This window comes from Arthrobacter sp. ov118 (assembly GCF_900116495.1).
Lineage (GTDB): Bacteria > Actinomycetota > Actinomycetes > Actinomycetales > Micrococcaceae > Arthrobacter.
Window position 1 is genome coordinate 142,293 of the sequence record NZ_FPAY01000007.1, and the last position, 14,740, is coordinate 157,032.

The following is a 14,740-nucleotide window of genomic DNA, read 5'->3' on the forward strand; positions in this document are numbered from 1 at the left end:
GCGGAGTCCTAACTAGGCCTGTGCTGCAGCGTCAGCGGCAGCGATTGTGGCGGCTCCGGCGCCCTGGACGTAGCGGTCGTAGCCTTCTTCTTCAAGGCGGTCGGCGAGTTCGGGGCCGCCCTCTTCGACAACCTTGCCATCAACGAACACGTGCACGAATTCCGGCTTGATGTAGCGCAGGATCCGGGTGTAGTGGGTGATGAGCAGGGTGCCCATGTTCCCTTCGGCGTGGGCACGGTTGACGCCCTCGGAGACAACCTTGAGCGCGTCGACGTCCAGGCCGGAGTCCGTTTCGTCCAGGATGGCGAACTTCGGCTTGAACAGTTCCAGCTGGAGGATCTCGACGCGCTTCTTTTCGCCCCCGGAGAAGCCTTCGTTGACATTGCGCTGGGTGAAGTCGGCGTCGATGCGCAGCTGCGCCATCGCGGCCTTGACGTCCTTGGTCCAGTGGCGCAGGGAAGGCGCCTCGCCGTCGATAGCGGTCTTGGCGGTGCGCAGGAAGTTGGTCATGCTGACGCCGGGTACTTCCACCGGGTACTGCATGGCCAGGAAGACGCCCGCGCGGGCACGCTGGTCGACGCTCATCGCGAGGACGTCCTCGCCGTCGAGCGTGATGGTACCGGAGGTGACGTTGTAGCGCGGGTGGCCGGCGACGGTGGACGCCAGGGTGGACTTCCCCGAGCCGTTGGGTCCCATGATGGCGTGCGTCTCGCCGGTCTTGATGGTCAGGCTGACGCCCTTCAGGATTTCCTTGGTGCCCTGCTCGGTGTCAATGCTGACGTGCAGGTCCTTGATCTCAAGAGTAGACATATGTCTTGTTCTCCTCTGCACCGTGCCCTCCGGCGGCGGTGCGGTTCTTGTCGATAAGTTGCTAAGCGGGTTGCCGGCTGCGGGGCAGCTAGCTGAAGTTCGGAGCCTCGGCGCCGTTCAGGACGTTGGTGACGTCCACGTAGACCTCGTCATTCAGGATGGTCACGGCAAAGACGGGAACAGGGTCATAGGCCGGCAGCTGCAGCGGTTCGCCGCTGCGCAGGTCGAACTGGGAACCGTGGCCCCAGCACTCGATCTTGCAGCCTTCGACCTCCCCTTCGGAGAGGGAGATGTCCGCGTGCGAGCACGTGTCGCCGATCGCGTGGATCTCCCCCATCGAGTCCTTCACGACCGCTACGGGGTAGTCGTCGATCAGGATCCGCAGCGCCTGCTTGAGCTGGATCTCGCTGGCGGTGCAGACGAGCTCGCCCTTGGGCTGTTCAGTCATTGGTGTGGTCCGTGTTCTCTAGTGCTGCGCACTAGTGGTTCGTTGCCGCGAGTTCGCGTTCGACGGCGGCGGTGAGGCGCTCTTCGATCGCCGGGACCTTGATCTGCTGGATGATCTCGTTGAGGAACCCACGGACCACCAGCCGGCGGGCGACGTCTTCCGGAATGCCGCGGGCCATCAGGTAGAACAGGTGCTCGTCATCGAAGCGGCCGGTGGCGCTGGCGTGGCCGGCGCCGGCGATCAGGCCGGTTTCGATTTCCAGGTTCGGCACGGAATCGGCGCGGGCGCCGTCAGTCAGGACCAGGTTGCGGTTGGCCTCGTACGTGTCGGTGCCTTCGGCTTCCTTGCGGATCAGGACGTCACCCACCCAGACGGTGTGCGCGTTGCGGCCCTGCAGGGCGCCCTTGTACAGGACGTTCGACTTGCAGTTCGGCACGCCGTGATCAACGAACAGTCGCTGTTCCAGGTGCTGGCCGGCGTCGGCGAAGTACAGCCCGAGCAGTTCCACTTCAGCCCCCGGCGCCGTGAACCGCGCCGACGGCGTGACCCGGACGAGGTCGCCGCCGAGGCTGACGACGATGTGCTTGAACTTGGCGTCGCGGCCAATCCGGGCCTGCTGGGAGGAGGCGTGCACCGCGTCGTCGTTCCATTCCTGGAGCGAGATGACGGTCAGCTGAGCGCCGTCCTCGACGACGATCTCGACGTTTTCCGAGACGACGGCGGTGCCCTGGTGGTCAAGGACGACGACGGCCTTGGAGAACTTCTCCGCCACGATCACCACATGCTGCGCGGCAGCCTGGGTGCCCTGGCCGGTCAGCACGACACTGACCTCGGACTCGGTCTCCACCTCAGCCGGAACCGTGATGACGGTGGCCTCGGAGAAGTTCTCCCAGGCGTTGGCGGACACACGGTCCTCCGGGATGCCGGCGGAGCCGATCCGGGCATCGTTCCGGCCGACCGTCTCGACCCGGACGCTGTCCGGGGCAGTGACGGCAACGGACGGGCCGGTGCCGGTGAGGACCTCGGTGTGCAGGCCCTTGAGGCGCTTGAGCGGGGTGAACCGCCAGTCCTCTTCCATGCCGGTCAGCGGCTTGAAGTCAGCCAGCTTGTAGGAGGTCAGGCGGCCGGCGCGGGAGCTGTCCGGAATGCCGACTCCGCCGCCGTGCGAATGCGCCTTGACGGCTTCGCCGGCCAGCGGGGACTTGGACTCCGCAGCGTTCAGCGGGGACAGGCTTTCGCCTTCCTCGGTGAAACCGTTGATGAACGGCTGGGATGAGGGCGCGCCGATGCGGGCCTTTTCAGTAGTGATGTCAGTCATTAACCGACCGATCCTTCCATCTGCAGTTCAATCAGGCGGTTCAGCTCGAGGGCGTATTCCATCGGCAGTTCACGGGCAATGGGCTCGATGAAGCCGCGGACGATCATCGCCATGGCCTCGTCCTCGCGCATGCCGCGCGACATCAGGTAGAACAGCTGCTCTTCGCTGACCCGCGAGACGGTTGCCTCGTGGCCCATCGTGACGTCGTCCTCGCGGATGTCGATGTACGGGTAGGTGTCGGACCGGCTGATGGTGTCCACCAGGAGCGCGTCACAACGGACCGTGTTCGCCGAGTGCTTGGCGCCTTCGCGGACCTGGACCAGGCCGCGGTAGGCGGCGCGGCCGCCGCCGCGGGCCACGGACTTGGAGATGATGGAGCTCTTGGTGTTGGGCGCGATGTGGACCATCTTTGAGCCCGTGTCCTGGTGCTGGCCTTCGCCGGCGAACGCGATGGACAGGGTTTCGCCCTTGGCGCCTTCACCCACAAGGTAGACGGCCGGGTACTTCATGGTCACCTTGGAGCCGATGTTGCCATCGATCCACTCCATGGTGGCGCCCTCTTCGCAGATGGCACGCTTCGTGACCAGGTTGTACACGTTGTTCGACCAGTTCTGGATGGTCGTGTAGCGGACGCGGGCGCCCTTCTTCACGACGATTTCCACGACGGCGGAGTGCAGCGAGTCGGAGGTGTAGATCGGCGCGGTGCAGCCTTCGATGTAGTGGACGTAGGAGTCCTCGTCGGCGATGATCAGGGTCCGCTCGAACTGGCCCATGTTTTCGGTGTTGATGCGGAAGTAGGCCTGCAGCGGAATGTCCACGTGGACGCCCTTGGGGACGTAGACGAAGGACCCGCCGGACCAGACGGCCGTGTTCAGCGAGGCGAACTTGTTGTCGCCCACGGGGATGATCGTGCCGAAGTACTCCTGGAAGATCTCCGGGTGCTCGCGCAGGGCGGTGTCGGTGTCCAGGAAGATGACGCCCTGGGCTTCCAGGTCCTCGCGGATCTGGTGGTACACGACCTCGGATTCGTACTGGGCCGCGACGCCGGAGACCAGGCGGCTGCGCTCGGCTTCCGGGATGCCCAGCTTCTCGTAGGTGTTCCGGATGTCCTCGGGCAGGTCTTCCCAGGTGGCGGCCTGCTTTTCGGTCGACCGCACGAAGTACTTGATGTTGTCGAAGTCGATGCCGGACAGGTCCGCGCCCCAGGTGGGCATGGGCTTGCGGTCGAAGTACTTCAGGCCCTTAAGGCGGAGGTCCAGCATCCATTCCGGCTCGCTCTTCTTGGCCGAGATGTCCCGGACTACGTCCTCATCGATGCCGCGGCGGGCGTTGGCGCCGACGTCGGTCTTGTCGGCCCAGCCGTACTCGTAGGTGCCGATTCCGTGGAGCTCGGGATTCTTCTCGAGAATCTCCGAAATCACCGTAGAGTCAGCAACCTTCTTCTCTGATAGTTGGTCCGTCATCACGGCCTTTCTTGCAGATGGTTGGATACTTCATCCGTGCTGCCCGGGGCCGTAGGACTTGAAGTCCCGCCGGCGGCCGGACGGCCCGTAGGTATGTGGGTGGTGCAGACGTGCCCGCCGCGCGCGAGCGTGGACAGGCGGCGCACGTCGACGCCGACCAGCCGGGAGAACACTTCGGTCTCCACGTCGCAGAACACGGGGAACTGGGCGGCCAGGTGCTGGATGGGGCAGTGCCCCTGGCAAAGCTGGACGCTGGACAGCGCTGCCGGAAGCGGCGCCTTGGCCTCAAGCGACTGCGCCGAGGCGACGAAGCCGTCGCGGCTGAGCGCCTCGGAAAGAGCCCGGGCACGGGCCGTGATGTCCGGTCCGGCCTGCTCGATCTCGGGGGCGTAGCGGCGTTCCATCTCCGCGAACCGTTCGACGGCGAACTGCCGCACCGCTTCCGGACCGGCGGCTTCGCCCAGGCGGCGCAGCGCCACGGTGGCGATGTCGAGGTAGTCGTTGCCCAGGGTCGACTGGCCCTGGGAGCTCAGGACGTAGCGCCGGGCGGGCCGTCCGGCACCGGCCCCGGCGCGGGCCACCCGCTTGACCTCAATCACTCCGCTGCGCTCGAGGTGGTCGAGGTGGCGGCGGACAGCGGCCGGGGTGAAGCCCAGGAGATCGCCGAGTTCGGCGGCGCTGATGGGTCCATGCTCCAGCACGGCGTTGAGGACGCGGTCACGCGTGCGCTCTTCGGCGTCGTGGTGGTGGCTGCCGGCAGCCGCGGGGACAGCCGCAGGAATGAGGTCCGGCACGGCCGCCACGTGCGCCCGGGCGGACCCGACGCGCGCGGTGCCGTGCCCGGACGGGGCTGCGGACGCAGAGGTGCTCATGGAATACACAACACAATCATGTCGTAATTTACTCCCGCGATCCACTAAGGCATGGCTTGCCTGGGGTCGCGGACCGCTCCCAGGTAGCGCCGTACTACATCCCGTAGAATGCTGTGGTGCGATCTCCCGAATCCCCCGTTCTGACCATCAGCGGGCTCGTCAAGGATGTGGGGCCCCTGGCCACCCTTGACGGGAAAATGCTGCGCGTGGTCAGCGGGCTGTCCCTCCTGGCCGAACGCGGGCAGGTCACGGCCCTGCTGGGTGCCAACGGCGCCGGCAAAACCACCACGATCGAGTGCGCCCAAGGGCTGCAGAAACGCACCGCCGGCAGCATCAGCCTACTGGGCGAGGATCCGGACGACGCCGGGGCCGGGCTCCGCGCCCGCGTCGGGGTCATGCTGCAGGACGGCGGCCTCCCGCCGTCGGCCCGTCCCATCCCCCTGCTGCGGCACATCGCCGGCATGTACCAAGACCCGTGGCCGGTCGATGAGCTCATCGGACGCCTGGGGATCGACGCCTTCAGCCGCACCTCCGTGCGGCGGCTGTCCGGCGGGCAGAAGCAGCGCCTTGCCCTGGCCGCGGCACTGGTGGGCAATCCGGAGGTCCTCTTCCTCGACGAGCCGAGTGCCGGCCTGGATCCGCAGTCCCGGCAAATGGTGTTTGACCTCATTGCCGAGCTGCGCAACAGCGGCATGGGAATCATCCTCACGACGCACCTCATGGACGACGCCCAGCGCCTCGCCGACTACGTGTACATTATCGACGCCGGCCGCAACGTCGCCGAAGGCACGGTCGGCGAACTCCTGCGGCACCAGCTGACCGAGGGCGACGCCGGGCACCACGTCCGGACCTTGTTGTTCGAGAGTGAACCGGGGCTGGACTTCACCGGTGTGCTGCCCGACGGCGTCGAGGTCACCGAGGCGCGCGCCGGCAGTTACGCCGCGACCGGCGTGCTGACTCCGGCCGACCTCGCGGCGATCACCGCGTGGTGGGCGGCCCGCGGGATCATGCCGAGCTCCCTGAGCCTTGAAGCGCGCAGCCTCGAGGACGTCTTCCTGGACATCTCCGGAAGGGAGATCCGATGACCCGCGTATCCGGCCGCGCTCCGCTGGGCAATACCCCGCTGGGCAGCGCCGCGCCTGGAAACCCCGCTGCTGGCGGTGCACCGCGTAGTGCACCGCGTAGTACACAGGGCAGCGGGCCCGCGCCGCTGCTGCGCCGGATTCTGCTGCAGGGACAGTACGAAACCGTCACCATGCTCCGAAACGGCGAGCAATTGATCCTCGCGATTGTGATGCCGCTGCTGGCCATGATCGGCCTGACGGTGACGCCACTGCTGGACGGCCTCGGCTCGAGCCGCATCAACATCGCCGTCCCCGGCATCCTGGCGCTGTGTGCCATGTCCACCGCCTTCACCGGGCAGGGCATCTCTACGGGCTTCGACCGCCGCTACGGCGTCCTGCGCTTTCTCTCCACCACTCCCCTGGGCCGCACCGGACTGATCGCCGGGAAGATCCTGGCCGTCCTGGCCGTGCTGTTGCTGCAGGTGCTCATCGTGACGGCTGTGGCCCTGCCGCTGGGCTGGCGGCCCGAGCCCGCAGGCTTGCTGCCCGGCCTGGCGATTCTGGTCCTCGGCGCTGCTGCCTTCACGGCCTTGGGGCTGCTGGTCGCGGGGACCGTCCGGCCGGAAGCGACCCTGGCCATCACCAACCTGCTCTGGATCCTGCTCGGCGCACTGGGCGGCATCGTGATCCCGGCCGAACGGCTCCCTGCCCTGGCGCAGGCCGTGGTCCACTTCCTCCCCTCCGGCGCGTTGGGCCAGGCGCTGAGGGATGCTTTCCTGCACGGCAGCGTGAATGCTGCTGCGGTCTTTGTCCTGCTGCTCTGGACGGCGATCGCCGGCGGCGCAGCCACCCGTTGGTTCAAATGGAATTGAGAAAACTGTGAGCACGGCGTCACGCACCCCCCGGATCGTCTCGGGGTTCACCTCCCGGCTGCCCGTCGTCGTCGACAACAAGGTCAGGAGACTTGCCTCGTTGTCCCTGATCGGCCAGATCGTCCTGGTGGTGACCGGCGGTGCCGTCCGACTGACCGCCTCGGGCCTTGGCTGCCCAACGTGGCCGCGCTGCACCGACGCATCCCTGACGACCACCCCGGAGATGGGGTTCCACGGAATCATCGAATTCGGCAACCGGCTCCTGACTTTCGCTCTGGCGGCCGTCGCGGTGATGATGCTCGTGTACCTGTGGAACCTCCGCAAGGAACGCCGCGACCTCTTCCTGCTGGCCCTCGGCCTTCTCGCGAGCATTCCGGCCCAGGCCGTCATCGGCGGCATCACGGTGCTGACCCAGCTAAACCCGTGGGTGGTGGGCCTGCACTTCCTCGTCTCCATGGCCCTCGTGGTCCTAGCCACCCTTCTGGTGAACCGCGCTTACGGCCGCACGGGCAAGGCCGGGACCGTGCGGCTTCCCGCCCTGCCGGGCGCCGCACGCCCGGTGATGACTGCCGTCGCGTTTTTCTCGGCGGTCGCCGTCTGCCTGGGTGTGGTGGTGACCGGAGCCGGTCCCCATGCCGGCGACGCCAACGCGCCGCGCAACGATCTCGATTGGGACCTCTTCGCCCACATCCACGCCGTGCCCGCCTACCTGGTCACCGCCGGCGCGTTGTTCGGACTGTTCCTCGTGGTCCGGGGGCGGATCCCGGGACCGTTCCGCTCCGCGGTGTTCATGCTGCTGGGCGTCACGGTCCTGCAGGCTGTCATCGGCTTCACGCAGTATTACACCGGCATTCCGGCGCTGCTCGTCGGCGCGCACATGCTGGCGGCGGCCCTGCTGATGTCCGCGGCCACGAACGCCGCGGACCTGGCCCGCTACAGCCCGGTGAAATAAAGCAACGCGGGGTCACTTACCGCCCATCCGGAGCGTCGGAATGGACCGTAAGTGACCCCGCGTTGCACCTCTCCACTGGCCACCATGTGCCGGTTGGAGGATCATGTGGTGGCATGGACAGGGATCCTTTTGTGCTCTCGACCGGCGGCGTCCGATGGGCGGCACCACATGAATGAGGCTCAGGCGGCCGCGCCTCCTTCACCTTCGGCCCGTCAACGCGCGGCGAGCCTCAAGGAACGCGTCTACATCATCTTCACCAGCCTGGCTGTGGTGCTGGCGCTCCGGGGCCACGCGGACGAGACCACGCCCGCCGCCGCGGCGGCCACCCTCAGCATCGTGGTGATCGGCTCCCTGCTCGGGATCTTGGTCGCCGATCTGCTCAGCCACCTGACGGTTCATTCAAAGCTCCCCTCCGGGGAGGAACTGCACCATATGATCACGGTCGGCGTCGACGGTCTCGGGGTGTTAGTCGCGCCGCTGCTCCTTCTGGCCGCGGCCGGCCTCGGGTTCATGTCAACGGCTGCGGCGCTCGGGTGGGCGGTTGGCGTGCTCGTGGTCTCGCTCGCCGTCGTCGGGTTCCTCGCGATCCGGCGCCTCGAGATTCCCCTGCGCCACAAAGCCGCCATCATGCTGGCCGAGGTTGTGTTGAGCCTTCTGGTGATCGGTCTCGAACTGGTGGCCCACAACCTCTAACCGCGGCCGCAGGCGCCCCAGCTGCCCAGCGCCGGGAACGCCCTCCGGAAGCTTGGTCAGGTTCCGTCCAGACGCGTCGGGGATAATGGAAGGGGCGCACGACGGGCGCCGCAATCACATCATGAGAAGACGAACGGCACGGTTGCCGGATTCAGCTGCCGAGATTTAGCTGAAATCGGAACCGGCCAGACAGAGGCTCCGGAGGTCACGTGGCGTTAATAGTCGGCAAAAGGGCCACATCGGCTGCCCAGCTCAGCACAGGCCAACCGGGTTCAGGCCAACGACCCCAAGTGCGCCCGCGGCTGGACGGGCTGGATGTTCTCCGCGGGGCGGCCGTTGGAGCGGTCCTGCTCGGGCATTCCTGGCCGGCGATATTCGAAGGGGCCGGCATCGTTGGCGTGATCGCCTTCTTCGTGCTGAGCGGCTACCTGATCACCAACGTGCTCGTCAGGGATGTCGAACGGCACCGCAAGATCCGTTACGGCCGCTTCTATGCACACCGCGCCTTCCGGCTCGTGCCGGCGCTGATCTCCCTGCTGGGCGTGTATGCCATCGTCGAACTGGCCACCGACGTCCTCGGCGACCGGTCCAAGGGAATCGTCGGTTATACCGTTCTGGCCGGCTTCGGCTACCTCAAAGACCTGCCACTGCCCTTCGACGTCAGCATGGCCATCGGGCCGCTGTGGACGCTGGCCGTGGAGGAACAGTTCTATCTGATCTGGCCGGCGCTGCTGGTGCTTGCCCTGCGGCGCAATCGCCAGGGACGGCTGATTGGCCTTTCTGCCGCCGTCACCCTTTTCCTCATGACCGCCAGTGTGGTGGCGATGATGATCCTTGCACCACAACTTCACTCGCTGGTCTATGCGCTTCCGACGACATGGGGTTTGGGTCTGATCATCGGATCGGCCCTGCGGCTTTACCGGGTCCACGTGTTCGGCTGGTTCTCCGGCCGCTGGCTCCGGCTGGCGGCCCTGCTCGTTTCAGTCGCCGTCCTGGCCGCGCTGGCCTTCTTCCCGAAGGCCAACGAAACGCCGGCCTTCTTCTTCGTTGGCGGCCCCCTGGCCATGGTTGCCGCGGCCGTCCTGGTGGCGCTGGGCGCTTCCCGTACCCGTGCGATGCCGCGATGGACGCGCCCGGTGCAGCTGCTTGGCACCGTGTCCTACGCCGCGTACCTCTGGAATTACATCGTCATTCTCTGGCTCAACGGAGGCTCGACGGCGGACCTGCCCCCGCTGGTGGCCGTCTCGGCCATCCTGTTGACTCTGGCTATTGCGGTGATCAGCTGGCACACCGTCGAACGGCTGGGACGCATCGCGCGGTCCCGCTTCGACCGGGCCCATCCGGACCGGCAGCCGGCGGACGCCTGCGCCGTTCCATCGCGGACCTGACCCGCCCGAACAACGTCTGAGGCTCCCACACCCACTTGGGTGAGGGAGCCTCAGGCGTTGGAAGGGGGACTTTACCCCGCCCGGCGGGGACTACCGGCCGAACGGGCCTCTCAGCCGCCCATGAGGGCGGAGCCGACGAACGGGTCCACTGCCAGGGCCAGGAAGAGCAGCGTCAGGTAGCTGATGGAACCGTGGAAGACCTTCATGGCGCCCTTGTTCGAAACGTCGCCGGACTGCGCGCGGTTATAGAGGGCGTGCGACTCGTACAGGAACCAGGCACCGGCCGCGACCGCGGTCACGGTGTACACCCAGCCTGCGTGGCCGGCCGGGATCATCAGCAGCGAACACGCCACCATGGCCCACGCGTAGAGAACCACCTGCACGGAGACCACTTTGGCGCCGGCGATTGCACCAAGCATCGGCACGTTGGCGTTGCGGTAGTCTTCGCCATAGCGCATCGACAGCGGCCAGTAGTGCGGCGGGGTCCAGAGGAAGATCACCATGAACAGTACAACGGCGGGCCATTCGACCGTGTTGGTGACGGCGGCCCAGGCGATCAGGACAGGGAAACACCCTGCAGCCCCGCCCCAGACGATGTTCTGGGCCGTGCGCCGTTTGAGGATCATGGTGTAGATGACCACGTAGAAGACGATGGCGCCGAGCCCCAGCCAGGCGGAAAGCGGGTTAGCCCCGAACCAGAGGATGGCGATTGCCGCCGCGCCCAGCAGCCAGGAGAAGACGAGCGCTTCGCGCGGGGTGACCTCGCCGGTGACCAGCGGCCGGTTCTCGGTGCGGTGCATGAGTTTGTCAATGTCGCGGTCGATGTAACAGTTGAAGGCCCCCGCGGAGCCCGCCGCAAACGCCCCTCCCACCAGTGTCGCCAGGATCAGCCCGATCGACGGGAAACCGCGCTCGGCGTAGATCATTGTGGGCAGGGTGCTGACGAGCAGAAGTTCAATGACACGAGGTTTCGTGAGCGCCAGGTAGGCCTTGGCTTTGCGGCCGAAGCTCATCCTTCCCGAGACCGGGGAGGCGTTCAACGGCGTGTTAGTTGTGCTCACGGTGGCAGTCACTCTGTTCTGTCTGGCTGTGCAGTTCGGTGTGGCAGGGCGGCCCCGGGTGGATATCGCAACGCGTCTTGCTCCAAGACGGACCCGGCGCTCAGCGCACACCCGTGTCTTTGCCCATCGAAGGCCACCACCCATCATACCGTGGCGCGTGGATGTCCCGGGCCGCCGTAGCCCCTCATGCTTCCGCCGTGTTAACGCCTGCTCACCACCCCTGCAAGCGACGGTGATTCATATAAGCGAAATCCGGTCCATTTGCTGAGATATACGCTGACCACCAAGTGGATTGGGACTAGGCTGTTCTTAGATCAGCGCACACGGGCGGGCTGCCGAAACAGGCCGCCGCTGCATCTGCGTCTGAATGATAGATCAACGTTTCGATGGTGAACGGCTGGTACGAACTGCAGCGGGGCACCGAACTGTGCCCAGAGCGGGACTGAGCGTACCGCCGGCCGTCAGCACAGAGAGGGGCCCGGTTTTCGTGCCACATTTGGAAGAGCAAGAACTGTCATGGACTGATTTGGACCGGAAGGCCGTGGATACTGTCCGGGTGCTGGCCGCGGACGCGGTGGAGAAGGTGGGCAACGGGCACCCGGGGACCGCGATGAGCCTGGCGCCGGCGGCGTACTTGTTGTTCCAGAAGCTGATGCGTCATGATCCGAAGGATCCGGACTGGATCGGGCGTGACCGGTTTATCCTCTCCCCGGGGCACACGTCGCTGACCCTGTACATCCAGTTGTTCCTCTCCGGGTACGGGCTGGAGCTGAAGGACCTTCAGGCGCTGCGCACCTGGGGTTCGCTGACCCCGGGCCACCCGGAATACCGGCACACGGCCGGGGTGGAGATCACCACCGGCCCGCTGGGCCAGGGCCTGGCCTCCGCGGTCGGGTTCGCGTATTCCCAGCGCCGGATGCGCGGCCTGTTCGACGCCGACGCGCCCGCCGGCCAGTCCCCGTTCGACCACACGGTCTGGGTGATCGCCTCCGACGGGGACCTGCAGGAAGGCGTCACGAGTGAGGCGTCCTCACTCGCCGGGCACCAGGAACTGGGCAACCTCGTGGTGGTTTACGACGAGAACCACATCAGCATTGAGGACGACACCGACGTGGCGTTCACCGAAGACGTCCTGAAAAGGTACGAGGCGTACGGCTGGCACACCCAGCGGGTCGACTGGACCCGCACCGGCGAGTACGTCGAGGACGTGCAGGAACTGTATGCGGCGCTGCTGGCCGCGAAGGCCGAAACGTCCAAACCCTCGATCATTTCGCTGCGGACCATCATCGGCTACCCGGCGCCGAAGAAGCAGAACACCGGCAAGATCCACGGCTCGGCCCTGGGCGCGGAGGAAGTCGCGGCCCTGAAGAGCGTGCTCGGGTTCGACCCGGAGCGGGCGTTCGAGGTCGACGAGGACGTCCTGGCCCACGCCCGGTCCGTGGTGGACCGCGGCGCGCACGCCCGCAAGGCCTGGGAGGAGTCCTTCACCGCCTGGCAGGCCGCGAACCCGGACGCCGCGGCGCTGCTCGAGCGCGTCGAGGCCAGGCAGCTCCCGGCGGAACTGGACGCCGCGCTGCCGGTGTTCGAGGCCGGCAAGGACGTCTCGACCCGCGCCGCGTCCGGGAAGGTCCTGAACGCGATCGGCCCGGTCATGCCCGAACTCTGGGGCGGCTCGGCGGACCTGGCCGAGTCGAACAACACCACGATCGAAGGCTCGCCCTCGTTCATCCCGGCCTCGCGGTCCACGGCCGCGTGGAAGGGCAACCCGTACGGGCGGGTGCTGCACTTCGGGATCCGTGAGCACGCCGCCGCGTCGATCGTGAACGGCATCGCGCTGCACGGGAACACCAGGGCGTTCTCGGGCACGTTCCTGATCTTCTCCGACTACCAGCGGCCCGCGATCCGGCTCGGCGCCCTGATGGGCGTGCCGTCACTGTACGTCTGGACGCACGACTCGATCGGCCTGGGCGAGGACGGCCCGACCCACCAGCCGGTCGAGCAGCTCGCCAGCCTCCGCGCGATCCCGGGCCTGGACGTGGTCCGCCCCGGGGACGCGAACGAGGTCGCCGCGGCCTGGAAGGTGATGCTGGAAAACCACGAGAACCCCGCCGGGATCGTGCTGACCCGGCAGAACATCCCCACCTGGGACCGCGGCGAGGGCGTTGCCGAGGGCGACACGTTCGGCTCCACCGCCGGCGTCCGTCGCGGCGGCTACGTCCTGGCCGAAGCCTCCAAGGACGGCAAGACGGTGGACGCGCAGGTGATCCTGATCGGCACCGGCTCCGAGGTCCAGCTCGCCGTCGCCGCGCGCACCGCGCTGCAGGCCGAGGGCATCCCCACCCGGGTGGTGTCCATGCCCTGTGTGGAATGGTTCAAAAAGCAGGACCCCGCCTACCGCGAATCCGTGCTCCCCGCCGCCGTGAAGGCCCGCGTCTCGGTCGAGGCCGGCCTGGCCCTGGGCTGGCGCGAGTTCACCGGCGACGCCGGCCGCAACATCTCCCTGGAACACTTCGGCGCGTCCGCGGACTACAAACGCCTCTTCCAGGAATTCGGCATCACCGCCGAAGCCGTCACCGCCGCCGCGAAGGACTCCCTCGCCAGCGCCACTAACTAACCCACCCTCACGGTTCCGGGGGACCACGCGCCCCCGGAACCCATCATTTCCAGGAGTTATGACATGACTACCCCCACCCAGCAGCTCTCCGACGCCGGCGTCTCGATCTGGCTTGACGACCTCTCCCGCGGCCGCCTGCAGACCGGCACCCTGCGCAAACTGATCGAAGAGAAGAACGTCGTCGGCGTCACCACCAACCCGTCGATCTTCCACGCCGCCATCACCGCAGGCACCGATTACGACGCCATCATCGCCGCGCAGGCCGCGGCCGGAGCCACCGTGGAAGAGACCGTCTTCGAAATCACCACCACCGACGTCGCCGACGCGTGCGACCTCTTCGCCCCGGTCGCCGCGGCCACCAAGGGTGTTGACGGCCGCGTGTCCATCGAGGTGGACCCCCGCCTGGCCTGGGACACCGCCGGCACCATCGCCGAGGCGAAGCACCTGTACAAGAAGGTCGGCAAGGACAACGTCCTGATCAAGATCCCGGCCACCCTCGAGGGCCTGGAAGCGATCACCGCCACCCTGGCCGAGGGCATCAGCGTCAACGTGACCCTGATCTTCTCGCTCGAGCGCTACCGCGCCGTGATCAACGCGTTCCAGTCCGGCCTGGAGCAGGCCAAGGGCAACGGCCACGACTTGTCCAAGATCCACTCGGTCGCATCCTTCTTCGTCTCCCGCGTCGACGCCGAAATCGACAAGCGCCTCGACCGCATCGGCACCGACGAGGCCAAGGCCCTCAAGGGCAAGGCCGGCCTGGCCAACGCCCGCCTGGCCTACCAGGTCTACGAGGAGCTCTTCTCCACCGAACGCTGGGCCCTGCTGGCCGAGGCCGGCGCCCTGCCGCAGCGCCCGCTCTGGGCCTCCACCGGTGTGAAGGACCCGGCGTACCCGGACACCCTTTACGTCACCGAGCTCGTCGCCCCCGGCGTGGTGAACACCATGCCGGAGAAGACCCTGGACGCGACGTTCGATCACGGCGCGGTCACCGGCGATACCGTCACCCGCGGCTACGACGACGCCAACGCGACGCTGAACGCGCTCGACGCGCTCGGCATCTCCTACAACGACGTCGTGGCCCTGCTCGAGTCCGAAGGCCTGGACAAGTTTGTCGCCAGCTGGAAGGAACTCCTCGGCGACGTCGAAGGCGCCCTCGCCTCTGCACGGAAGGCTTCCTAACCCACC

General features: G+C 66.9%; 13 protein-coding genes. 7 read left to right on the top strand and 6 right to left on the bottom strand.

What is annotated here, in order from left to right:
* Positions 1 to 12: 12 nt before the first annotated feature.
* From sufC to BM372_RS14075, 5 genes are all read right to left on the bottom strand, one after another.
* Complete coding sequence (gene sufC, locus BM372_RS14055; protein ID WP_090956068.1) at positions 13 to 810, bottom strand: Fe-S cluster assembly ATPase SufC; 798 nt, start codon at positions 808 to 810, stop codon at positions 13 to 15.
* 88 nt (positions 811 to 898) lie between these two features.
* Positions 899 to 1,258: a non-heme iron oxygenase ferredoxin subunit gene (locus BM372_RS14060; RefSeq protein ID WP_090956069.1), complete on the bottom strand. Its 360-nt coding sequence runs from the start codon at positions 1,256 to 1,258 to the stop codon at positions 899 to 901.
* A gap of 31 nt (positions 1,259 to 1,289) precedes the next feature.
* Positions 1,290 to 2,576 (bottom strand): Fe-S cluster assembly protein SufD, encoded by a 1,287-nt coding sequence (sufD, locus tag BM372_RS14065; protein WP_090956070.1) that lies wholly within the window; start codon positions 2,574 to 2,576, stop codon positions 1,290 to 1,292.
* Entirely contained in the window at positions 2,576 to 4,039 is a 1,464-nt protein-coding gene (sufB, locus tag BM372_RS14070; protein WP_090956071.1) for a Fe-S cluster assembly protein SufB, read from the bottom strand. Before sufB ends, sufD begins: the two co-directional genes overlap by 1 nt.
* Positions 4,039 to 4,920, bottom strand: a complete 882-nt coding sequence (locus BM372_RS14075) for a helix-turn-helix transcriptional regulator (protein ID WP_090956072.1) — start codon at positions 4,918 to 4,920, stop codon at positions 4,039 to 4,041. The genes sufB and BM372_RS14075 overlap by 1 nt, the downstream gene beginning before the upstream one ends.
* Positions 4,921 to 5,027: 107 nt before the next feature.
* Here BM372_RS14075 and BM372_RS14080 point away from each other — a divergent pair, with 107 nt between their 5' ends.
* The 5 genes from BM372_RS14080 (at position 5,028) to BM372_RS14100 (ending at position 9,880) form a co-directional block, all read left to right on the top strand.
* The gene (locus BM372_RS14080) at positions 5,028 to 5,996 is read left to right on the top strand and encodes an ABC transporter ATP-binding protein (RefSeq protein ID WP_090956073.1); all 969 of its coding nucleotides are present in this window, start codon (positions 5,028 to 5,030) and stop codon (positions 5,994 to 5,996) included.
* The gene (locus BM372_RS14085; protein WP_090956074.1) at positions 5,993 to 6,847 is read left to right on the top strand and encodes an ABC transporter permease; all 855 of its coding nucleotides are present in this window, start codon (positions 5,993 to 5,995) and stop codon (positions 6,845 to 6,847) included. The genes BM372_RS14080 and BM372_RS14085 overlap by 4 nt, the downstream gene beginning before the upstream one ends.
* 7 nt (positions 6,848 to 6,854) lie before the next feature.
* A complete protein-coding gene (locus BM372_RS14090) occupies positions 6,855 to 7,799 on the top strand; it encodes a COX15/CtaA family protein (protein WP_090956075.1) in 945 nt (314 codons plus the stop codon).
* 168 nt (positions 7,800 to 7,967) lie between these two features.
* On the top strand, positions 7,968 to 8,492 hold the full coding sequence (locus BM372_RS14095; RefSeq protein WP_090956076.1) for a hypothetical protein: 525 nt from the start codon (positions 7,968 to 7,970) through the stop codon (positions 8,490 to 8,492).
* Between the two features lie 290 nt (positions 8,493 to 8,782).
* On the top strand, positions 8,783 to 9,880 hold the full coding sequence (locus BM372_RS14100; RefSeq protein ID WP_256214258.1) for an acyltransferase family protein: 1,098 nt from the start codon (positions 8,783 to 8,785) through the stop codon (positions 9,878 to 9,880).
* A gap of 110 nt (positions 9,881 to 9,990) precedes the next feature.
* Here the strand turns inward: BM372_RS14100 and BM372_RS14105 are convergent, their stop codons facing one another.
* A complete protein-coding gene (locus tag BM372_RS14105) occupies positions 9,991 to 10,953 on the bottom strand; it encodes a heme o synthase (RefSeq protein ID WP_090956077.1) in 963 nt (320 codons plus the stop codon).
* A gap of 484 nt (positions 10,954 to 11,437) precedes the next feature.
* Here BM372_RS14105 and tkt point away from each other — a divergent pair, with 484 nt between their 5' ends.
* The gene (gene tkt / locus BM372_RS14110) at positions 11,438 to 13,555 is read left to right on the top strand and encodes a transketolase (protein WP_090956078.1); all 2,118 of its coding nucleotides are present in this window, start codon (positions 11,438 to 11,440) and stop codon (positions 13,553 to 13,555) included.
* A 63-nt stretch (positions 13,556 to 13,618) separates the two neighbouring features.
* Positions 13,619 to 14,734: a transaldolase gene (tal, locus tag BM372_RS14115; RefSeq protein WP_090956079.1), complete on the top strand. Its 1,116-nt coding sequence runs from the start codon at positions 13,619 to 13,621 to the stop codon at positions 14,732 to 14,734.
* Positions 14,735 to 14,740: the final 6 nt, after the last annotated feature.

Coding starts and splice junctions, on each gene's coding strand:
- sufC (WP_090956068.1), bottom strand. CDS start 810: ATGTCTACTCTTGAGATCAAGGACCTGCACGTCAGCATTGACACCGAG.
- BM372_RS14060 (WP_090956069.1), bottom strand. CDS start 1,258: ATGACTGAACAGCCCAAGGGCGAGCTCGTCTGCACCGCCAGCGAGATC.
- sufD (WP_090956070.1), bottom strand. CDS start 2,576: ATGACTGACATCACTACTGAAAAGGCCCGCATCGGCGCGCCCTCATCC.
- sufB (WP_090956071.1), bottom strand. CDS start 4,039: ATGACGGACCAACTATCAGAGAAGAAGGTTGCTGACTCTACGGTGATT.
- BM372_RS14085 (WP_090956074.1), top strand. CDS start 5,993: ATGACCCGCGTATCCGGCCGCGCTCCGCTGGGCAATACCCCGCTGGGC.
- BM372_RS14095 (WP_090956076.1), top strand. CDS start 7,968: ATGAATGAGGCTCAGGCGGCCGCGCCTCCTTCACCTTCGGCCCGTCAA.
- tal (WP_090956079.1), top strand. CDS start 13,619: ATGACTACCCCCACCCAGCAGCTCTCCGACGCCGGCGTCTCGATCTGG.